This window comes from Desulfofarcimen acetoxidans DSM 771 (assembly GCF_000024205.1).
Taxonomy (GTDB): domain Bacteria; phylum Bacillota; class Desulfotomaculia; order Desulfotomaculales; family Desulfofarciminaceae; genus Desulfofarcimen; species Desulfofarcimen acetoxidans.
The window spans coordinates 106,794-127,250 of sequence record NC_013216.1; the positions used below are offsets into that span (position 1 = coordinate 106,794).

General features: G+C 41.9%; 20 protein-coding genes and 1 other annotated feature. Of the genes, 16 read left to right on the plus strand and 4 right to left on the minus strand.

The genetic code is table 11. The annotated features are described in order from the left end of the window. Positions 1-40 precede the first annotated feature (40 nt). The 7 genes from DTOX_RS21855 (at position 41) to rsmI (ending at position 6,220) form a co-directional block, all read left to right on the plus strand. Positions 41-217, plus strand: coding sequence for a sigma factor G inhibitor Gin (locus DTOX_RS21855; protein WP_012813512.1), 177 nt, complete (start codon positions 41-43; stop codon positions 215-217). A 375-nt stretch (positions 218-592) separates the two neighbouring features. Further along, positions 593-2,122 carry an aminotransferase class I/II-fold pyridoxal phosphate-dependent enzyme gene (locus DTOX_RS00500; protein ID WP_012813514.1) on the plus strand — a complete coding sequence of 510 codons (1,530 nt, stop codon included), beginning with the start codon at positions 593-595 and terminating at the stop codon, positions 2,120-2,122. Between the two features lie 112 nt (positions 2,123-2,234). After that, positions 2,235-2,936 carry a dTMP kinase gene (gene tmk, locus DTOX_RS00505; RefSeq protein ID WP_012813515.1) on the plus strand — a complete coding sequence of 234 codons (702 nt, stop codon included), beginning with the start codon at positions 2,235-2,237 and terminating at the stop codon, positions 2,934-2,936. 145 nt (positions 2,937-3,081) lie between these two features. After that, on the plus strand, positions 3,082-4,158 hold the full coding sequence (gene holB / locus DTOX_RS00510) for a DNA polymerase III subunit delta' (RefSeq protein ID WP_012813516.1): 1,077 nt from the start codon (positions 3,082-3,084) through the stop codon (positions 4,156-4,158). A 2-nt stretch (positions 4,159-4,160) separates the two neighbouring features. After that, positions 4,161-4,973, plus strand: coding sequence for a PSP1 domain-containing protein (locus DTOX_RS00515; protein ID WP_012813517.1), 813 nt, complete (start codon positions 4,161-4,163; stop codon positions 4,971-4,973). Between the two features lie 5 nt (positions 4,974-4,978). Then, positions 4,979-5,314 carry an initiation-control protein YabA gene (locus DTOX_RS00520; RefSeq protein WP_012813518.1) on the plus strand — a complete coding sequence of 112 codons (336 nt, stop codon included), beginning with the start codon at positions 4,979-4,981 and terminating at the stop codon, positions 5,312-5,314. Between the two features lie 39 nt (positions 5,315-5,353). Beyond that, a complete protein-coding gene (rsmI, locus tag DTOX_RS00525) occupies positions 5,354-6,220 on the plus strand; it encodes a 16S rRNA (cytidine(1402)-2'-O)-methyltransferase (RefSeq protein ID WP_012813519.1) in 867 nt (288 codons plus the stop codon). A 75-nt stretch (positions 6,221-6,295) separates the two neighbouring features. Here the strand turns inward: rsmI and DTOX_RS00530 are convergent, their stop codons facing one another. Beyond that, a complete protein-coding gene (locus DTOX_RS00530; protein ID WP_012813520.1) occupies positions 6,296-6,556 on the minus strand; it encodes an AbrB/MazE/SpoVT family DNA-binding domain-containing protein in 261 nt (86 codons plus the stop codon). Between the two features lie 388 nt (positions 6,557-6,944). Next, positions 6,945-7,335: a binding site (T-box leader), on the plus strand. Positions 7,336-7,388: 53 nt separating this feature from the next. Here DTOX_RS00530 and metG point away from each other — a divergent pair. From metG to ytvI, 9 genes are all read left to right on the plus strand, one after another. Next, the gene (gene metG, locus DTOX_RS00540; protein ID WP_012813521.1) at positions 7,389-8,990 is read left to right on the plus strand and encodes a methionine--tRNA ligase; all 1,602 of its coding nucleotides are present in this window, start codon (positions 7,389-7,391) and stop codon (positions 8,988-8,990) included. A 24-nt stretch (positions 8,991-9,014) separates the two neighbouring features. Continuing rightward, positions 9,015-9,785, plus strand: coding sequence for a TatD family hydrolase (locus tag DTOX_RS00545; protein ID WP_012813522.1), 771 nt, complete (start codon positions 9,015-9,017; stop codon positions 9,783-9,785). Positions 9,786-9,812: 27 nt separating this feature from the next. Then, entirely contained in the window at positions 9,813-10,352 is a 540-nt protein-coding gene (gene cobO, locus DTOX_RS00550; protein ID WP_012813523.1) for a cob(I)yrinic acid a,c-diamide adenosyltransferase, read from the plus strand. Positions 10,353-10,536: 184 nt separating this feature from the next. Further along, positions 10,537-11,958 (plus strand): 3D domain-containing protein, encoded by a 1,422-nt coding sequence (locus DTOX_RS00555; RefSeq protein WP_012813524.1) that lies wholly within the window; start codon positions 10,537-10,539, stop codon positions 11,956-11,958. Between the two features lie 171 nt (positions 11,959-12,129). Then, the gene (gene rsmA, locus DTOX_RS00560) at positions 12,130-13,047 is read left to right on the plus strand and encodes a 16S rRNA (adenine(1518)-N(6)/adenine(1519)-N(6))-dimethyltransferase RsmA (protein ID WP_012813526.1); all 918 of its coding nucleotides are present in this window, start codon (positions 12,130-12,132) and stop codon (positions 13,045-13,047) included. Positions 13,048-13,059: 12 nt separating this feature from the next. Continuing rightward, entirely contained in the window at positions 13,060-13,557 is a 498-nt protein-coding gene (locus tag DTOX_RS00565; RefSeq protein WP_012813527.1) for a ribonuclease H-like YkuK family protein, read from the plus strand. Between the two features lie 254 nt (positions 13,558-13,811). Beyond that, positions 13,812-14,693 (plus strand): sporulation peptidase YabG, encoded by an 882-nt coding sequence (gene yabG / locus DTOX_RS00570; protein WP_012813528.1) that lies wholly within the window; start codon positions 13,812-13,814, stop codon positions 14,691-14,693. Between the two features lie 90 nt (positions 14,694-14,783). Further along, on the plus strand, positions 14,784-15,278 hold the full coding sequence (locus tag DTOX_RS00575) for a hypothetical protein (RefSeq protein WP_012813529.1): 495 nt from the start codon (positions 14,784-14,786) through the stop codon (positions 15,276-15,278). Positions 15,279-15,873: 595 nt separating this feature from the next. Then, on the plus strand, positions 15,874-16,944 hold the full coding sequence (gene ytvI, locus DTOX_RS00580) for a sporulation integral membrane protein YtvI (protein WP_012813530.1): 1,071 nt from the start codon (positions 15,874-15,876) through the stop codon (positions 16,942-16,944). Between the two features lie 93 nt (positions 16,945-17,037). Here the strand turns inward: ytvI and DTOX_RS00585 are convergent, their stop codons facing one another. The 3 genes from DTOX_RS00585 to DTOX_RS00600 all read right to left on the minus strand — a co-directional run bounded on the left by DTOX_RS00585 (position 17,038) and on the right by DTOX_RS00600 (position 20,391). Next, positions 17,038-17,835, minus strand: a complete 798-nt coding sequence (locus DTOX_RS00585) for a DUF169 domain-containing protein (protein ID WP_012813531.1) — start codon at positions 17,833-17,835, stop codon at positions 17,038-17,040. 474 nt (positions 17,836-18,309) lie between these two features. Continuing rightward, on the minus strand, positions 18,310-19,113 hold the full coding sequence (locus tag DTOX_RS00595; protein WP_012813533.1) for an acyl-CoA dehydratase activase: 804 nt from the start codon (positions 19,111-19,113) through the stop codon (positions 18,310-18,312). 3 nt (positions 19,114-19,116) lie between these two features. Further along, positions 19,117-20,391, minus strand: a complete 1,275-nt coding sequence (locus tag DTOX_RS00600) for a double-cubane-cluster-containing anaerobic reductase (protein WP_012813534.1) — start codon at positions 20,389-20,391, stop codon at positions 19,117-19,119. Positions 20,392-20,457 lie beyond the last annotated feature (66 nt).

Sequence of the window (20,457 nt, forward strand, 5' to 3'; positions counted from 1 at the left end):
TACCGGTGAGAATACATTAAACAGAAAAGGTGGTGGCACAATGAAATGTATTTGTTGCAATAAGGAAAAAATCACCGGTTATAATGGTGTGATGATTAATAAAAAATACATATGTGAGGATTGTGAGAAGCAAATCAAAACTATCAAAATTGATGATCCAAAATATAATTTTTACATAAATGGCCTTAAAAAGATATGGTGCTGCGGGGAAGAATAAAAATCCGAAAATTTTTCTTTTCTTTTTTCGAGCCTGATACGCCTGTGAGTGAGCTCGATATCGGCCTTTATCTGGCGTAAGGTAGTAAGATTAATTCTGTAGGACCGGGATATTTCCAGATCACTGTGTCCCCTTCTCCATGCCTGAATTAGTTTTGAGACATTGGTGCGATATTTTTTAGAGAGTTGTTTGATATTTATAAGGGTTTTTTCCCCGGTCACAGATTCAGCTCCTTTCGCTTGCCTTATATATATTTTTGCCTGTCGAAAGGACTAATATGATGTAAAAGTGTTGGCAGACTAACCTTTAAACGCCTTGGAAGCAGCACATGTATGTGGTAGAATAAATTATTTAAAATATTGGAGTTGTCAAACATTGCTGGACCAAAAAAATGCACCGCTCTTTGATGCATTAGTCAGGCATGCTAAAGGGTCGGTAAATTTGCATATACCTGCTCACCGGCAGGGAAAGGCGGCGCCGGATATTCTGGTGCAGTTTGCGGGAAAGAATATTTTCAAAATTGATATGACAGAAATTCCTGGACTTGATGACTTACATAATCCTCAAGGTGTTATAGCAGACGCACAGGAACTGGTTGCCGATTTATATGGTGCTGAGCGTTCTTTTTTTTTAATAAACGGGACTTCCTGCGGGCTTCAGGCTTTATTAATGTCGGTTTGCGGTCATTATGACAAAGTAATCCTGCCGAGAAATATGCACAGGTCGGTAATGGCGGGACTAATTTTTAGCGGGGCTGATCCTGTTTTTATTATGCCGGAGATAATACCGGGGTTTAATTTTTCAGCCGGTTTTACAAAACAAAATTTAAAGAAGATTTTACATGAGCATTCCGGGGCAAAATCTATCATGGCGGTATACCCGGTTTTTTACGGTGTGGGAGGCGATATTAAGTCCATTGCTGAGATTGCACATGAAGCTTGTTGTCCTCTTCTTGTTGATGAGGCACACGGAGCCCATCTGGCCTTTCACCCCGAGCTGCCTGAGCAGGCTCTGGCACTGGGAGTTGACGCCTCGGTGCAGAGCACTCATAAGCTGGGAGGTTCCCTGACGCAGTCATCGGTATTACACTTGAAGGGAGGGTTCTTGGATTTCGAAAAGGTGGCTGACTCGCTGAGACTGGTGCAGTCAACCAGCCCTTCCTACGTGCTTATGGCATCTCTGGATACCGCTCGCCGGCAGCTCGCTCTGCATGGGCGGGAATTGTTGCAGCGCGCTCTTATGCTGTCAGCTCAAACCGGGAGTTTGCTGGATGAAATACCCTATATAAAGGTTTTAAGCGATAGACACCTCACAGCTCAGCAGGCAGGCTTTGATGGTGCTTCATCAAATGAAATTTCAACCCGTTTGCCGGGTGCGGAGGTATTTGACCCGACCCGCCTGGTTATAAATGTGGCCGAGAGTGGTCTGAGCGGGTATTATATAGCCAGGCTGCTGGCGGAGCGCTACAGTGTCTTTATTGAGATGGCAGATGCCCTGAATTTAATCGTGCCGGTGACAATTGGAACAACAGAAGGGGATTGTCTGTGTTTAGTGCAGGCATTAAGAGACATTATGCAGAAAGAGTTGCCGCATAATATGGATAAGTGTGTCATAGTAAATTATCGAGCCGAAGGATTTTGTGCTGCACTGACGGAATTGCCTCAAAAAGCTATGACACCTAGGGAGGCCTGGTTTGCAAAAACCGAGACAACAGCCCTGGTAAAAGCAAAAAATAAAATAAGCGCTGAGTGGGTAGCGGTTTACCCGCCGGGCATACCTTTATTATGTCCGGGAGAAATAATCAGTACTGATATAATTGATTATTTGAGAAAAGTAAGAGAATTGGGTTTGCCGACACAGGGCCTGGCAGACAGCAGTTTGTCCACAGTTAAAACCGTCCTTTGATAGACGCCGGTATCTGAAAAATTGATACAGTATTATTAAGGTATTAGTTACTTTAAATGGATATTGAAATTGGATTAATAATCGACCAATAATAATGATTGGAAGGAAGCATATGCGCGGGGTTTTTATTGTTTTTGAAGGGATAGACGGTTCCGGTAAAACAACACAGATTAATATTTTATATAAAAATTTGCTTCAGCATAATAGAATTAAAAACCAACCGGCAGGTTCTGAATATGTACTATTGACCAGGGAACCCGGAGGCACTGCTACCAGTGAGTTAATCAGGAACATATTGTTGAATCCTGCCAATGACAAGCTGTGTGCCAGAACTGAAGCACTTTTGTATGCTGCGGCCAGAGCACAGCATGTGGAGGAAAGGATTAGGCCCGCTTTATCCAGTGGCAAAATAGTTATATGTGACCGTTTTATTGACTCTTCACTGGCTTACCAGGGGTACGGGCGGGGACAGGACCTGAGCTTTTTGCATAATCTTAATCAACTGGCTGCAGGTGGGTTAAAGCCGGATTTAACGATATTATTGGATCTGCCAGTGGGCGCAGCTTTAAAACGCTTGAACAACCGCCAGGTTAGCGGTATAGAAAAGGATCGCTTGGAGAGTGAAGCTGTTTCTTTTTACGAAAGAGTGAGAGAAGGCTATTTAAAAATTGCAGGTACCGGTATAGATAATAACAGTGCCGGAAGCGGCGGTTATCTTGTTGTAAATGCAGATCAAGAGTTAAATAAAGTAAGTGACCGGATTATAGACGGTGTGGGTAACTGCCTTCCAAAGCTAGCGGTACAGTTTAGATAAAATCAATACTGTATGAAAATTCTTTTTTGTAAGGTATAATAATAAAATAAGGTCAGAAACTCTGCTTAAATAATCCAAAGCTATTGTATATATAAAAGATTAAACCGGTGCGACCTTTGGGTAAAATATGACAGGAGGCTGGTATTTGTTATTGTCGGCGTCTCAGGATATAAAAACATTGCATTTGCTTGATAACTGTTACCCTAAAAGGAGTTTTTCCATGCACATGTTTTCCCAAATAATAGGGCACAAAAGTTTGATTAGAGGACTGGAACAAGCTGTAGCAACAGGAAGGGTGGCCCATGCTTATCTCTTTTCCGGACAGCATGGAGTAGGTAAAAAAACTACCGCACTCGCTTTGTCAGCCTCACTTCTTTGTGATTTTAACCGGAGTGGGGATGCTTGCGGCAAATGTACAAGTTGCCGTCAACTGGTGAATGGCAACCACCCTGATCTGCATATTATATCTCCTGACGGAGCCAGTATAAAAATTGAACAGATCAGAGACTTGCAGCAGAAAGCCAGGTACAAGTCCTATCAAAATAAGCACCAGATTTTTATAATTGACCAGGCGGAAGGAATGACCAGAGAAGCTGCTAACTGCTTCCTGAAGATTTTGGAGGAACCGCCGGAGCAAACTGTATTTATCTTGATTTCAGCTGAGCCGGAATTGCTGCTGCCGACGGTAATTTCCAGATGTCAGCCGATGTCTTTTAAAGATCTTGGTTTGGAGGAGATTTCCTCATTGCTCATCCAATTATCCGGTGTTAATCAGGAAAAAGCCGGTTTAGCTGCGCAGATGGCACGAGGCAGTATTGGCAGAGCTTTAAGCTACTTTAATGACGATCAACAATATAAACTAAGAGAGCTGGTTATACGCTTGTCCCAAAGTACCAGGCGCTCGGCCATTTCTTTGTTGTTACAAGAAGTTGAAGAGCTTTTGGGTAAAAAAGTAAATATCTTTGAAATGTTGGAAATGCTTTCATTATGGTATCGGGATTTATTAATTTGGAAGTCCTCACATAACGAAAAGCTCGTTTTTAACCGGGACAAGCTGGATGTAATAGATACGGAAGCAGAGCATTATACTTTGGAAAAACTGGTAAACGCTTTGGAAATGTCTGAGATGACCAAATATAAATTAATGCGCAACGCTAACCGGCGTGCGGCACTGGATGTGCTGCTGCTGAGTTTGACCCGTTTAGGAAGAGGGGAGCACTGACTATGCCCTACAAGGTTGTCGGAGTAAGATTTAAAAAGGCGGGAAAGATATATTTTTTTGAGCCTGATGGTTTTGAATTATCTGAAGGTGATAATGTTATTGTGGAAACGGCAAGGGGGATAGAGTTCGGTCAGGTGGTTTCTGAGAGTATGGAGGTGGCTGAGGAAGATATTGTGCAGCCGCTGAAAAAGGTGATTCGCAAGGCTGAAAAAGAAGATATGGACCAGATAGAAATTAATCAGGAAAAAGAAGTAAGGGCCTTTCAGGTAGCTGAAGAGAAAATAGCCAAGCATAACCTGCCGATGAAACTGGTTAATGTAGAACAGACTTTTGACGGGAATAAAATTATTTTCTATTTTACTGCTGACGGGCGGATCGATTTCCGGGAACTGGTCAAGGATTTAGCCGGGGTGTTTCGCACTCGTATCGAATTAAGACAAATCGGAGTACGTGATGAGGCTAAGATGATAGGTGGTTTAGGTTGCTGTGGCCGGGAATTATGTTGTTGCTCCTGGTTATCTGATTTTGTTTCTGTTTCTATTCGCATGGCTAAAGAACAGAATCTGTCGCTTAATCCGACGAAAATCTCAGGTATATGTGGCAGATTGATGTGCTGTTTGAAGTATGAAAATGAACTCTATGAACAGGAGAGAGAAAATTTCCCTGAGGCCGGCAGCAGAGTTATTTCACCTGACGGTGAGGGTAAGGTTACGGGTAGAAATATTTTTAAAAGGACTGTTAGTGTTGAATTGAAAGAAAGTAAAATTATTAAAAGTTATCCAATTAATGAAGTAACTTTTAAGAATAAGGAGTGACGGTATTGCTGTCCCTGGCCCAATTAATGAAAAGATCTCAGGAGAAATTACAGGAACTGTCACGAGATATTCAAGAATTATCAGTAAGAGTATATGCCCTTGAGGAGGAAAATGCTAATTTACGGCGTGAATTGGCACTTAGCTGTTATAACAGTGAACAGGTAAATAATAGTGCAGCCGGTGATCGGGAGGATGTTGGGATTGGCTTAAAAAATTTGATCACAATATATGATAGGGGTTTTCATATTTGCAATCTTTCCTTTGGATTGGAAAGATCCAATGACTGTCTTTTTTGTCAGGCGCTTTTGCAAAAAAGCGGTGCGGAGCAAAAGAATACATAATATTTTTTACTATATTTTAAAAGGATTGACCATAAAATCATGAGTAATAATGCCGGAAAACTATACTTGTGTGCCACTCCCATCGGTAATTTAGAGGATATTACGCTGCGTGTTCTGCGTGTATTAAAGGAAGTTGATCTGATTGCTGCCGAGGATACCAGGCACACCAGAAAGTTACTCAGTCATTATGACATACATATTCCCTTAACCAGCTATCACCGGCATAATATTGAAGAAAAGAGCCAATTTTTGTTAACAAAGCTGCTTGCGGGGGAACATATAGCTTTGGTATCTGATGCGGGCATGCCCGGTATTTCTGATCCCGGTGAGGAAATGGTGGCATTGGCTATAGAAAACGGGATAGAGGTTATTCCTCTGCCCGGAGCATCGGCGGTAATTGCAGCTTTAGTGATATCCGGTTTTTCTACCCGTTCTTTTATGTTTGCCGGTTTTTTGCCTGCTTCCAAAAAGGCGCGACGGGATAGGCTGATTGAATTAAAAAAGCAGACAGAAACACTGGTATTTTACGAGGCGCCGCACCGTATTACCGAAATGCTGCAAGATGTGATGCATTGCTTGGGTGATAGGCGCATTTCACTGTCCAGGGAATTAACCAAAAAATTTGAGCAGACTGTCAGGGGTACTGCCAGTGAGGCAATAAACTCTCTTAAGACTGACAGGCCAAGAGGTGAATTTACGGTTGTAGTGGAAGGCGCGGGAGAGTCGGAAAGTGGAGAGGTTGCCGATTTATGGGGCGATATGACAATTGCCGAACATGTAGAATTGTTTTTATTGCAGGGTCTTGACAGAAAAGAGGCATTGAAAAGGGTGGCTGTTCTTCGAGGTATACCTAAGAAAGAGGTCTATAGTCACTATGTTCAGTCGAAAGAAAATCTTCTAAGATGAAAATTTATTCCTTGGTTTAAAGGCAGAAAACCTCCGGTGCTTGTCCCGGAGGTTTTCCTAATAATTTTTAATTAGTTATATAGCTTGATCTTTTACATTTTCAAACATAGCAGTAGCGCACTCGCGGCAGACAAGCTTGCCTTTATAATGCTGCACATCTGAAGCATTATGACAAAATACGCAGGCCGGTTCATATTTTTTCAGAATTATTTTTTCATGATCCACATAGATCTCCAATGCGTCTTTTTCATCGATACCTAAGGTTCGACGCAATTCTATGGGGATTACCACCCGTCCCAACTCATCAACTTTTCTTACTATACCTGTAGATTTCAAAAAAGCTCCCCCCCTCAGAAATAATAACTTGTCCAACAAACTACCACAAAATAGCCGCAACTAAATGGTACCAAGCTTGGCAGTATAAGTCAACATTTTTTTTTGCATATTTGCCGGTTTTTTTTAAAATTCGACTCAATTAGAAACTGTTCGTAATTAATTATTAATTTAATTTTGCAGATAATGTCGTACGATTCGTCAATTGCGCCAATTTGTGATGTAATTTGTCTTAAAATAATAATTATAGTATACCTTGTAAATATTGCTCTGGCAATACTTAAAGTAAAATTTGTTAATTGTACTTGCATTTACCGAAGAAGTATAAAAGCAAGGTAAAACTTGACAAGCTGGGGATATCTTTAGTAGAATATTTTAAAATCTAAATAAAACAAAGGCGTGGAAGAGGAAGAGTAACCCGGTGTAACTGTGCAGAGAGCGGGGTAGGGTGAAAGCCCGTCAGGTAAGCCCGGTGAACATGGCCTTAGAGCTGCTGGCAGAAATGTGTTGCCGTCTTATTACAGAGATCGCCGAAGATGTTGCGGCGAAAGTGTAAGCAAAGTGTATCGTCAAATTTCGACAATGGGGTTGGTTTTGGGGTAACCACCGGCTTCATTTAGGATATGACGGTTTACGATTTTGGCGAAAGACACAGTAGGCCGGGCCGGGTAGAGTACCCGTTAGCATACTTAAAAGAGACCGTGCTTATTGTGCTTTTTTTGATGTTTTTATTTAGGTGCGGTAATTTGGGTGGTACCGCGGAGGTTAACTTCGTCCCTAGAAGAGCAGGCTCTTTTAGGGTATTTTTATTTAAGGGAAAGGAGCGGTTGAAATTTTGAGCAAACCTACATTTTATATTAGCACGCCAATTTATTATCCCAGCGATAAACTTCATATAGGTCACGCTTATACTACCGTAGCGGCGGATTCCTTTGCCCGCTATAAACGGATGAAGGGTTATGATGTTTGGTTTTTAACCGGTTCAGATGAACACGGTCAGAAGATTGAGAGGACAGCTAAAGAAAAAGGCCAGTCACCCCTGGAATATGTGGATCAAATTGTGGCCGGATTTAAAAGCTTATGGAAAAAGCTGGACGTTAGCTACGATGATTTTATCCGCACTACTCAGGAAAGGCATAAAAAAGTAGTACAGGATATTTTTCAGAAGCTCTATGATCAGGGTGATATTTATAAGGCACAGTATGAAGGACATTATTGCACTCCCTGCGAGACCTTTTGGACTGAGTACCAGCTTGACGCAGACGGCAATTGTCCTGATTGCGGCAGGCCGGTAGAGATCCTCCAGGAAGAAAGCTATTTCTTTAAGATGTCTAAATATGCCGACGAGATATTAAAATATATTGAGGATAATGCGGAGTTTATTCAGCCCAACAGCCGCCGCAATGAAATGGTTAGTTTTATCAAGAGCGGTCTGGCGGATCTTTGCGTATCCAGAACAACTTTTGACTGGGGTATACAGGTTCCTTTTGATCCCAAGCATGTGATTTATGTCTGGGTGGATGCTTTGACCAATTACATTTCGGCACTGGGCTATGGTACCGGGGACGACAGCTTATTTAGAAAGTATTGGCCGGCTGATATGCACCTGGTGGGTAAAGATATCGTAAGATTTCACACTATTATTTGGCCAATAATGCTAATGGCTGCAGGTATAGAACTGCCCAAGCAGGTTTTAGGTCATGGCTGGCTTTTGCTGGACAGCGGCAAGATGTCCAAGTCAAAAGGAAACGTTGTTGATCCGCTGGAGCTTTGTGATAAGTACGGGGTAGATGCCATTCGCTATTACCTTTTAAGGGAATTGCCTCTGGGTTCTGACGGTTATTATTCAGAGGAGGCTCTGGTAAACAGGATTAATATCGATTTAGCCAATGATCTGGGCAACCTGATCAGCCGCTCCACCTCTATGATAGTTAAGTTCAGCAAAGGTGTGCTGGAGGAACCCGAAACACCCAGGGAGCCGGTATTACTGGAACAATACCTTGGTTCAGAGGAAGCTCCGGCTGAAGACAGGGATTTAATCAGTCTGGCTTTAAAGACAAAATACGAAGTAGATGATCTTATGGAGCGCCGGGATATATCGGGTGCCTTGGCTGCCGTTTGGCGGTTGGTGGGGCGGGCCAACAAGTATGTTGAGGAGACATCTCCCTGGAGCCTGGCTAAGGACCCGGAACTGAGAGGAAGGCTGGCTACAGTGTTGTATAACCTGGCGGAAACTATCCGTTTTGTTACTGTTATGGTTACTCCTTTTATGCCTAATTTCCCTTCTATGGTTTGGCAGCAGTTGGCCATAGGAAACCAACCGGAATTGCATGTTTGGGAAGCTCTGGAGTGGGGCAATTTACCCGCTGGAACGCGGGTAGTTAAAGGTGATGCTATCTTTCCCCGGATTGATCTAAAAACCTTGGAAAAAGAATAGATTTTACATTTATGAGGTGGAGATATGCTTATTGATACCCATGCTCACTTGGACCACCAGAAGTTTGAGCAGGACAGGGACGAAGTTATAGCCAGAGCGGGTACTGCCGGGGTGGTAAAAATTATAAATGCAGCCGGCGATATTGAGTCTTCTCTGGCCGGTATCGAGCTGGCGAGACAACATTCCGGGATTTACGCTGCGGTAGGAATACATCCTCATGATGCAAAAGATGCTCCTGAGGATTACCTGGACCAATTGTTTGAGCTGGCCCACAGAGAAAAAGTAGTGGCTATCGGAGAAATTGGTTTGGATTATTACTATGACTTTTCTCCAAGACAGATACAGCAGCAAATATTTCGGGCTCAACTGGAGCTATGTAAAAAGGTAAATTTACCTGTAATTATTCATAACCGGGACGCACATAAAGATGTCCTGGATATGCTGCAGGAGGTTGGAATAGGTCCTGCAGGTGGAGTGATGCATTGTTTTTCCGGCAGTTGGGAAGTGGCACAGCAATGTATAAAGTTGGGTCTTAATATTTCTTTTGCCGGGCCTGTGACCTTTCAAAATGCCGGCAAGCTTAAAGATGTGGCTGCCAGGGTTCCCATGGATAAAATTTTAGCAGAAACCGATTGCCCTTATCTGACGCCTCATCCGCACCGGGGCAAGAGAAATGAACCTGCTCACGTAGGCCTGGTAGTACAGCAAATTGCCGAATTAAAAGGTCTTAGTTATGAGGAGGCGGCAGCAATCATTTATAATAATGCAATAAAATTATTTGCTTTGGAGGATTAGCCGCTTTTTTAAAATGGAGGTGTAAATGTGTCTGAAAAAAACGCCAGAGGGTTAATTATGACTTTTACCGGTAACGGTAAGGGAAAGACCACCGCTGCCCTGGGCATGGCTTTACGAGCCCTGGGCCAGGGTATGAGGGTAATTGTATTGCAGTTTATCAAGGGTGGCAGAGAGTACGGCGAATTACTTATGGAGGAAAAGCTCGGTCCAAATTTTGAAATAAGGCAAATGGGTTTGGGTTTTGTTCGGAACTTATCCGAGCAACAAAAGGAGCAGCATAAACAGGCAGCTATTGAAGCATTGGGGTTGGCTGCTCAGATAATTGGTTCCGACAAATACCGTATGGTTATTTTAGACGAAGTTTTTTACGGCATAAAGTATGGTTTTTTTACAATCTCAGATTTGCTGGAATTATTGCGGAGTAAGCCTTATGATTTGCATTTAGTACTGACAGGCCGGGACGCGCCGGAAGAAATAATCGTATTAAGTGACCTCGTAACAGAAATGAAGGAAATTAAACACCCTTACAAGCAGGGTATAGTTGCTCAGAAAGGAGTCGAATTCTAATAAATAACCCCTTATTAAGGGGTTTATTTATTGGTGTTTATATGCAGGAAAAATATATAACGGCATAGAATATATATTAAAGATAACCGGCTTGATAGTCGCTTAAAGTGGTAATTATTAGACCATTATTTAAAAATCAGGAAAGGGAGGCTTGACACAAAATATGGCGTAAAGGAGGCCTAGTATGGGTAAATGTGAAAAATTAATAGGGGTAAACCTTAATACAGCTAACAATATTTCTGCAGATTTGCTCAATGCCTGTGTTTTGGAAGGTGTTGAGAGCAAGATCGATGCCGGGATCAAGATCGGTGCCGGGTCTGGAAGCTATACCGAAAGAAATTACGATGTTGTTTCTATGACTGATACCGGGATTACGAACGGTGGGGGGTCTGAGATCAATGCCGGCAGCATTACCGGTGTTGAGTCTGAGATTGATGCCGGGATCGATATCGAAAATAATGCTGGTGTGCCGGGTGCTCTTTCGCAGGCTGTTAATCCTGTAGAGGAAGCTGGCGAATATGCCCTGGCAACAGATAGCGGCCTTAGTGAGCCGGAAGTGGAAATATGGATAAAGGAAAATGCTGGTAATGGCGGAGTGGAATCCGAGCTGGTGACAGCCGTTGTGGCAGGTAAGCGAGGTTTCTTCGCCAAAAAGGTTAATGTGTTGGCAGTTGTTGCCGGAGTAGCCTTGTGCGCTGCAATTGGTTTATCTGTTTTTAACTGGGCACAAAAAAATATAACTCTATCGGTTGATGGCAAAAAGATTATCACTAAAACTTTTGCTTCAAATGTACAGGAATTGATTGAACAGAAAAAAATAAAGCTTAATGAAAAAGACAGGTTAATTCCTCAACCTGATACAAAACTGACAGACGGATTAGAAGTAGCAGTTATCAGAGCTTTGCCGGTCAGTATTGATGTAGCCGGTGAGAAACTGGAGATAACCAGTTCAGCTCAAAATGTGAAGCAATTAATTGATGAGCAGAAAATTGGATTAAACGAGAGGGATGAGGTTATACCGGCTCTCAATGAGAAGCTCTCACCCGGTATGAAAATTCAGGTTACCCGTGTAGAGCAGAAGACTATAGAGAAGGAAGTTCAGCTTGCTTATCGCACAGAGACCAGATACACACCGTCACTATCCAGAGGCATAACCAGGATATCTCGTGCCGGTAAAGCCGGAACCGAAAAACAGATTTGGCAGGTTACTTACAGGAACGGAGAAGAAGTCAGCAGTCAAATGGTTGGCAGTCAAATTGTATCAACTCCCGTATCCAAAATAGTTGATTATGGTACGAAGCAGCAGACAATTGATCGTAGCGGCCAGACATACCAATACTCACAGGAAATGTATGTGATTGCAACTGCTTATACTTATACAGGCCGTAATACCGCTTCCGGTATACCTCCTTCAGTCGGTTCCGTAGCTGTAGATCCGCGTGTGATACCAATTGGCACCAGACTTTATATTGAAGGCTATGGTTACGGAAGAGCTGTTGATACAGGTGGTTCAATAAAAGGAAATAAAGTTGATGTATTTTTGGAATCTGAACAACAGTGCAGAAAATGGGGTGTACGGAAGGTAAAAGTATATGTACTGGGATAAAGGGGGGAAACCCCCTATTTTTTTTACTCTAGAAAATTGTGGCTGCGCTAAAGTAGCTTTATGTGACTTAAACCAAAAAATCAACGTTAACTTAACAAGAAATTTTAATATTAACCGTATTAAATGGTATAATATGCTGTAGATAAGTGTATTGCAACGGGAGGGTTATAGTTGTCGGAGTTGTCTTCACCGTCGAAGGTTTTTAACCTGTTTAAAGAGTTTAATTTTCACACTAATAAAAAATTGGGACAGAATTTTTTAATAGACAGCAATATTATCAGTAAAATAATATCTGCTGCGGATTTAAGAAGTGAGGATCTGGTTGTAGAAATCGGGCCCGGTCTGGGTGTTTTGACTCAGTCTATTGCCGATGAAGTTAGCCGGGTTTTGTCTATAGAAATTGATCGGAAATTACAGCCTATTTTAGAAGTTAACTTAAAGGAATATAGCAATACAAAGGTAATTTTTCAAGATGCCCTGAAAACAGATTTTGACCGTTTGGTTTATGCAGAAGCAGGTGGCAAAAGTCGCAGCTATAAAGTAATAGCTAATTTACCTTATTATATTACTACTCCTTTATTGATGCATATACTGGAAAGTAAATTCAATGTGGAATTGATTGTTATAATGGTACAACGTGAGGTGGCTGAGAGAATGACAGCCCCACCGGGAAAAAAAGATTACGGGGCATTAAGCGTGGCAGTGCAGTATTATACTGAGCCTGAGATAATCTGTCGTGTACCCAAAACAGTATTTATACCTGCACCCGAAGTAGATTCTACGGTAATTAGGCTAATAAAAAGAAAATTGCCGCCGGTGCAGCTGAAAAGTGAAAAACTATTCTTTAATTTAGTCAGAACCGCCTTTAACCAAAGAAGAAAGACAGTTTTAAACGCGATGCAAGGATCTAATTGGGGATTAATGAAGGAAGAGTGGAAAATTATATTGGAGAAAGCGGGTATAGACCCAATGCGCAGGGGCGAAACCTTTTCTTTGCAGGATTTTGCCATGCTTTCCAATTGTGTATATGAGACATTGAAAGAATTGTCAACAGTATATCAGGAAGGTGAACAAATTCCGTTATATTAGGAGGCAATAAGTATGTGGATAAGTCCGTCTAAGGGGGTTATGACTTTTTCTCAGGTGTTATTAAAGATAAAAGAGGAAATGGAGAAAGGTTATAATCATGACTCCTTCCGTTTAATGGTAGGCTGTGATTCACAAACCAGGAAGAATACCACTTTCGTTACTGCTATTATTCTGCATAAGGTCGGCAGGGGAGCTATATTTTTTTATCATAAAAATACTGTGCGAAAAATACCGGTGATGCAAAAGAGAATTTTTAGCGAGGCTGCTTATAGTTTAGGGGTTGCCGGCCAGCTAGCGGATTATCTGTCGCGAATAAACTTAGATGTTCAGGTAGAGATACATGTTGACATAGGTGAAAATGGGGAAACAAATAAAATGCTAAAAGAAGTTATCGGCATGGTAGCCGGCTCCGGTTTCCAGTGCAGGGTTAAACCCTATTCAGTAGCCGCATCCTGGTGTGCGGACCGGTTTAACAAGTCCGAGACGGTGCTGTCTAATGAGTATATTTAGGGATACAGCTGAAAATATCAAAGCTGCATATTCAAAAAATCTTTATTATTAACAGATGTCATTTGCCAAAATATTATAAATATATATCAAAAGACCGTACTACTATATGTGGTACGGTCTTTTGAGGTTTTAATCATGAATATTTTTGCTAATAAAATGCTATTTTTCATAAATATTACTATTAAGTAGGTGATAAATTCACAAATTGTCTGTTGTATCAATAATATATAAAAAATGCTAAAGGGGAGATGTCTATGAATATTAAGGTGGGTGATATAGTCGGCCGATCTTCCTACGGGTGCGACATATTTTTTAAGGTAATAAACATATATACAAATGTAGCCGGGCAGCAAATGGCAAAATTAAAGGGAATGGATTTAAGGCTTACTGCTACTGCTGCTGTAAGTGATTTAGTGAAAATTGATCCCACCCATGTCAATGCTTATTGGCATAAAATGATGAGTAGGAATTATGAGGAAATGAAAAGAGTGTTTTCCAGGCGGCAGGAAGCTCATCAGAGAAGTATCATGAGAAATACCGGTGACAGAATTGAGAGTTTTGATATACCCGGCAAGGTGCTGCATGTAGATGGCGATAAGGATTATTTAAACTTGTGTATGACGACGTATAAGCAAATGAGCATACCGGCGCACGGTTATAATGTGAGCGAAGAAAAACAGCCGGAGAAGATAATAGAACTGTTGGAAAAGCATAATCCTGATATTGTGGTGTTAACCGGTCATGATGGATTCATTAAAGGGCAAAAAGACTTTTCTGACCTGAAGAATTATCATAATTCCAGACATTACGTAGAAGCAATCAAGTCAGCCAGACGCTATGAAAAAAATATGGATGATTTGATTATTTTTGCCGGTGCCTGTCAGTCACATTATGAGGCCATGTTGGATGCAGGTGCCAATTTTGCAAGTTCACCTAAAAGAGTTTTAATCCATGCTTTTGACCCGGTATTTATTGTTGAAAAAATCGCCTATACATCTATTTATGAAGCAATACCTCTAAAGGAAGTGATATCCGGCACTATTACAGGTTTTGAAGGCGTGGGCGGCATGGAAACCAGAGGCAAACATCGCTTAGGTATTCCAAAATCCTCAATTGAACAAAAACCTTTAAGCTAGATTTTTAAATACACAACACCGAACCCCTGATAAAAACTCTGCATATGATGATGAGGAGATATTGAACAATCTCCTAGAGGGAGTGTGTTTATGGACAGGTTTTTAAATGTTATGAAAGTTCACCGCAAAAAAATATTGCGGCGAAAAAATGTTGTTGGGGTTGGGGTTGGCACGAAGTTAACCAGAGGAGAGGATACAGGAAAAACGGCTATAGTAGTATTTGTGAAGAAAAAGCTGCCACAGGCTGAGATTTACGGAACTGAAGTGCTGCCTAAAAAAATTAATGATTTGGAAGTTGATGTTGTAGAAATAGGAACAGTTAGGCTTTTAGGGCGTACGGATCGTGGCCGTCCCGCGCAGCCGGGCGTAAGTATTGCGCATTATAAGAGTACAGCCGGCACTCTAGGGGCAATTGTCAGGGATTTGGAGACAGGGGAGAAGTTTATATTGTCTAATAATCATGTACTGGCAAATGCCACCAATGGCAGGGATGGTCGTTCCCAATTGGGTGATCCCATATTGCAGCCCGGGGGCTGGGTAAGCTTATTGAAAGAAAAACCGCGAATTGATCTCTGGTTGTACTGAATCGCAAAAATGAAAATCCCAATAAATTACAGTTGTAATTTATATTTACTTTAAATATAATAAGAGTAAGCACCATCCTCTACGGCGACTCGGATTGCATGTATTTTTGGAAACAAAATAAGTTTTCCGGAGTATAACTAGTGACCAGTCCTCGGATAGTGTTTTTAAGGTGTTTCAAATGAACGGATTCTCAAGAAATTTAATGACAGCGTTCGGGAAGATTGACTTTCTAGACCGTGTTTTGACACTGAGCAATTAATTTTAATGTTTCTCGGGTTCATAGTTTAAGCTGAATAGTTGCACGTGGGGATGATATGCAGAGTTTGATTTGGCAGCATGTGAATGTAGAGATGGTTGCTTGGGAAAAAGAGGGCTTTAAGCCCTCTTTTTCTAGTTCTTATAACATATTATTTTCTTGGTTATACAAGCCAAACTATTATAGAAATGAGCAGGGTTGCAAACGTCAGAAGCATTTAATTAAATGCTTCTGACGAGAGTAAACTTTACTATATGATAAATTTTTGATAGAATGTAAACAATAAAATAGAAATAAAAGGTATTTGTTGGTAGTAGAAAGAAAGGTGTACATATTTATATGATTGTGTTCTATCTTAAGAATATGCGTTTCTTGATAAATCTTGTTCTATTGTTGCTGACGATGTACGGTATTTACTATCTATTCAGGCTCACATATCATTTAACATTTCCCTTTTTGGTAGGGACAATCATATCCTTGACGCTTGAACCATTGATTGTTAAATTGCAAAGGAATTCAGTGCCGCGTATCTACTCAGTGTTATTTGTAGTATTCGCCATTGTGCTTTTGACAGGTCTCTTAACCATGTGGCTTGTTTATGGATTGACAGCGGAGATTCACACGTTGATTAATGAATATCCCGCTATTGTAAAAGCGCTTCAATTGAAACAACAGTTTTTGTTGGAGAGAATGTCACATTATCAAAATATCCTGCCGGAGGAGTTTATTTATAATTTAAAAGAGTATTCAAATAAGGTGAATGATTATATTGTAGGCATGATTTCAAAAACTATTCAAGTTGTTTTTGTTTTACTTAAGACTGTTCCGGATAAGCTTTTGATTTATGTTATAGTTGTTATGTATATATTTTTCTTTAGCATGGAGTGGCCCAAGTACAAGGAAAGGTTAAAATGTTCAATTTCAGAGGATTTATGGAAAAAAACTTCTCAGATCGTCAACGATACAAAGATAGGTATAGTTGGTTATTTAAAGGCACAGCTAATCATAGCTTTAATTTCAGGATTAATAATTCTGATAGGGTTATTGCTAATTAAATCACAGTTTGTTTTAATCATTACGATTATGTGTATTTTTGCTAGTTTTATTCCTTTTTTAGGCGTAAATATTGTTTTGGTGCCTTGGGCTATCTACTCGGCATTTTTTTGTTTGGAATCTTTTGCTCTGGAGTTAATAGCTATAATGGTAACTGTCTCTGTAGTCCGGCACATTATTGAGCCGAAAATTCTCGGCGATAAATTAGGAATACAGCCTATTGGCATTTTGGTTGCTCTGTTTATTGGTTTTGAATTGGTTGGTTTCTGGGGTCTGATTTTAGGCCCGCTGGGACTTATAGTGTTTAATTCCATGGTTAAGTCAGGTTTGCTGGGTTCATTGCTGATAGACAAATAAGAGTGGAATATTAAAATAGAAAAGAACCCCCCGATACCTTTGAGTAAACCGCCGGGGGGTTCTTTTTGGTTAATTGGCGTTCTATCAATAAAACTATTTTTCATCGCCGCTATTATTTCTAGGTAATACCTCCAGCCAGCAATGCCGCTGCAGGAAGCTCCCTTCTACATTATCTTCCATTTCCAGGAATCTCTTATAAGGCATGGCAAAGGACAGCATATCTTTGGGCATGTGCTTGCGTACAGAGATATCCGTCATGCCGACTACTGCTCTTGGCAGATCAGATTTGCCTTCATTGTAGGGAACAAGGAAAAAATTGTGGCATCCTGCTGCGAAGGGAATCATTACGTTCTCGCTGCCTTTACGGTCATAGTTGGCCAGTACAACCATGGCGGAGAGCTGGTCGGCTGTGACCAGAAATGTTACTACTTCAGGTGTCTCATCCTCTTTTACTTCCGAAAGCGGCTTAAAGATAACATATTCTGCCGGCACTTCCGTTATTGGCAGCCAGTCAACAAATGATTTTACCAGTTCAGGTGTCTTTTTATAGGCTTCCCCGTCTTTTAAGGATTGCATGATTCTAACTATATTTTTGCCCAGTTCGGTATTGCAGAACTCAGGGTTGCCAATAGAGAGGAAATAGTCAAAACCACCAGGAAAATCAAGGTAGAGGTTACCAAAGCCTAAACCTACCCCACCGCCGGGGCAACCATAGGTTTTTCTGTCAAATACCGCTGATTTGCCTTTCATGGCAGCGGCTGTAAACATTGCTGCCACACAGCCCCAGCGACCCTCCTTGAATTGCATGGCATCTTCTGGTTTTGCGTTACTGAGTAATATGGCTACGGGTTTGGTTTTTAAACCAATAGCTTCAGCAATTTTAGACTTCACCTTACCCACCTCCTATGTTATTTAGACCAGTGGACCACCCGCCACCTAAGAGGTGGGAGCTTCCTGTTTCATCGACAACAGCCTGTTGCCAAAAAGGTAACAGATCCCACACAATCTCAGTCAGGCGTAACTTCGGGTGGTCCCCACCCCAGTTATTAGTGGCTCTCCTGACCATGTATAAGGCCAATTTATGCGGTAGAGCCTTTGGGATTGCTTCTTGCCGGACGGCGAACATTTTATGCAGCGGCCTTCCCGCTGCAAGCCCATATGTTCAGTTCTCAAGGAGCAAATCTAATAAAATTATACCAGAGAATCAGCCTGAAGTGGGGAGAAAAAAATATCCTTCTTTGCTCGGATTTCGGTGGATCCGGTTAAATTATGTCGGAAAGAAAAAGCTGCCGAATTACCGGCAGCTTTTAGTATCGAATTCTATTGATATTTTAATTATTAGGTTCACTCAAATGTAGCCGTATATCAGGCCAGAGCCGCTCCCAAAGCACCCACTAACTGAGGGTTTTCCGGTATAAGCAGAGTAGTTTGCAGCATTTCCCCCAACATTTTGACAATACAGGGATTTAAAGCTACGCCGCCGGTAAAGGCAACAGGCGGTTCTAAGCCTACCCGCTGCAGCATGCTTGCTGCCTTCTCCGCAGTTGATGAGTGCAGGGCACTGGCAATGTCACGCCTGGTATAACCTCCGTGCAGTAATGAGATGGCTTCCGATTCGGCGAAGACAGTGCACATATTGCTGATTTTGATGCCCGGTTTGCCTTGCAGGGCATCTTGACCGAAATCTTCGGGTGAATTGTAGCCCAGAGCCGCAGCCATGACCTCTAAAAATTTACCGGTTCCGGCCGAGCATTTGTCATTCATTTGAAAGTCAGTTACATTGCCTTTGCTGTCTAATTGAATAACCTTGGTATCTTGACCGCCAATATCGAGAATCGTTTTGGCCTGCGGAAAAAGGTTGGTTACTCCAATCGCATGGGCCTTAATCTCAGTAATTACCCGCTGGGCGAATTCGGCTTTAGCAGCATGTCTGCCGTAACCTGTGGCGGTAATTTGAACAGAATTCGGAGTTGTCTCATCTGGACTGGCAGGAAAACCGGTTTTTATCTCGAAATCCTGCAGAGCCCGGTGTACTGAAGCCAGCATTTCACCGGCTGTCTTTAGTGGCGTAAACCCGGTGTTCAGCAGGTTGGTCAGTACTACCTGATCTTGCTGCAAAACCACCATTCCAATAGTTCTCGATCCTATGTCTATACCTATATTAATCATTTTTTAACCAATCAACTCCAAAAATGCTTCTATACGTGTTTTCAGCTGGCCGACATCTTCTTGGCCATAATCGGTTTCAATTCTTAAAAGTGGGATGCCTTTTTCTTTTAACACTTTTTCCACCCGATTGGCCTCTACGGCATATGGATCACAGAAGGTAAGGGCACAGTGAATAATTCCGTCAGCCTTGTACTCCTCTGCCAGCTGCAGCAATTTTTCCATTCTGCCTTCGTTAGGTGTGAAGCAGGCACAGTTGATGTTGAGGTATCTGGCAGCTATTTGTTCGACTGTCTGGTCCATGTTTTCTCCTGTCTCAGCAACCAGGTTCTCGAAATATCGTAAACCGGTGCAGAGTTCCTCCGCTACTATGACTGCTCCACTCTCTTCAATTATATGAGGAATTTTCCAGTTAGGTATGGCCATAGGGGTGCCGGTCACGATAAGGCGTTTAGCGGTTGTTTCCTTAACTCCCTGACTGTTTTTTACCCTTTCTTCCAATTCATCACAAAGCTCATTGACTTTTTGGGTAAACCTGCTTACATCGTCATACATGGCAATTTGTTCAATAAGCAGGCAATCCTTTCCGCTGATCGGAGCGGGGTTGTTCTTTCTCAGTTCAGATAAGCGCAGTAAGGCTTTTCTTTTGCCGTTAACGTCTTTAATAGCCTGCAGCAGTGCTTCTTCCGTAATTTTTTGGCCGGTCAATTCTTCTGTACGGTTCAGCAAATCCTGTACTTCGCTATGCCACAGGCTTTTGTCTTTTTCCCTTTTCATTTGAGGCGTTTCCATAACGTGCACCGGGATGTAGTCGTTTAAAATCTCAAAGGCCTTCTTTTTGCCGTCACAGGTGGTTTCCCCCACCACCATGTCACAGGACTCAAAATAGGGACAGACTTTAGCCAGTTTAAAACCCATAAAGGATTTAATCAACGGGCAAATATTTCTGGGCAGGACTTTTTCTGCCTGGGCAGTGCCTATTTCTATGCCGGAACAAAGGCCGATGCAGATGCCGCCTGCCGCGCGAATTATTTCTTCAGGTACAAAAACACAGAAAGTGCCGATTACTTTGCCTCCCGCCGCTTTATGCTGCTGTAGCTCATGGATGCGCAAGCCGTGTATTTCACTGACGACAAAATCAAAGTATTCCATGCCTGCCGGGCGGTTGAACTGGTTCATATAAACTTCTCCGTAGGCAGGGGGAAGGGCCTGCAGCAGTTGGTCGTGGGCCTCTAGGTCCAGTCCCACGGATTCCCACATGGGTCGGTAGTCAGTTGTCATAAGTGCACCTCGCTTTAGATTAGATATTATATATGGATAGGTAAACAGTTTTCTTTATTTAAAACA

Bases quoted from the DNA above. Each gene is read 5' to 3' on its own strand.
- DTOX_RS21855 (WP_012813512.1), top strand. From the start codon at position 41: ATGAAATGTATTTGTTGCAATAAGGAAAAAATCACCGGTTATAATGGT.
- tmk (WP_012813515.1), top strand. From the start codon at position 2,235: ATGCGCGGGGTTTTTATTGTTTTTGAAGGGATAGACGGTTCCGGTAAA.
- DTOX_RS00515 (WP_012813517.1), top strand. From the start codon at position 4,161: ATGCCCTACAAGGTTGTCGGAGTAAGATTTAAAAAGGCGGGAAAGATA.
- rsmI (WP_012813519.1), top strand. From the start codon at position 5,354: ATGAGTAATAATGCCGGAAAACTATACTTGTGTGCCACTCCCATCGGT.
- DTOX_RS00545 (WP_012813522.1), top strand. From the start codon at position 9,015: ATGCTTATTGATACCCATGCTCACTTGGACCACCAGAAGTTTGAGCAG.
- DTOX_RS00555 (WP_012813524.1), top strand. From the start codon at position 10,537: ATGGGTAAATGTGAAAAATTAATAGGGGTAAACCTTAATACAGCTAAC.
- DTOX_RS00565 (WP_012813527.1), top strand. From the start codon at position 13,060: ATGTGGATAAGTCCGTCTAAGGGGGTTATGACTTTTTCTCAGGTGTTA.
- yabG (WP_012813528.1), top strand. From the start codon at position 13,812: ATGAATATTAAGGTGGGTGATATAGTCGGCCGATCTTCCTACGGGTGC.
- DTOX_RS00575 (WP_012813529.1), top strand. From the start codon at position 14,784: ATGGACAGGTTTTTAAATGTTATGAAAGTTCACCGCAAAAAAATATTG.
- ytvI (WP_012813530.1), top strand. From the start codon at position 15,874: ATGATTGTGTTCTATCTTAAGAATATGCGTTTCTTGATAAATCTTGTT.
- DTOX_RS00595 (WP_012813533.1), bottom strand. From the start codon at position 19,113: ATGATTAATATAGGTATAGACATAGGATCGAGAACTATTGGAATGGTG.
- DTOX_RS00600 (WP_012813534.1), bottom strand. From the start codon at position 20,391: ATGACAACTGACTACCGACCCATGTGGGAATCCGTGGGACTGGACCTA.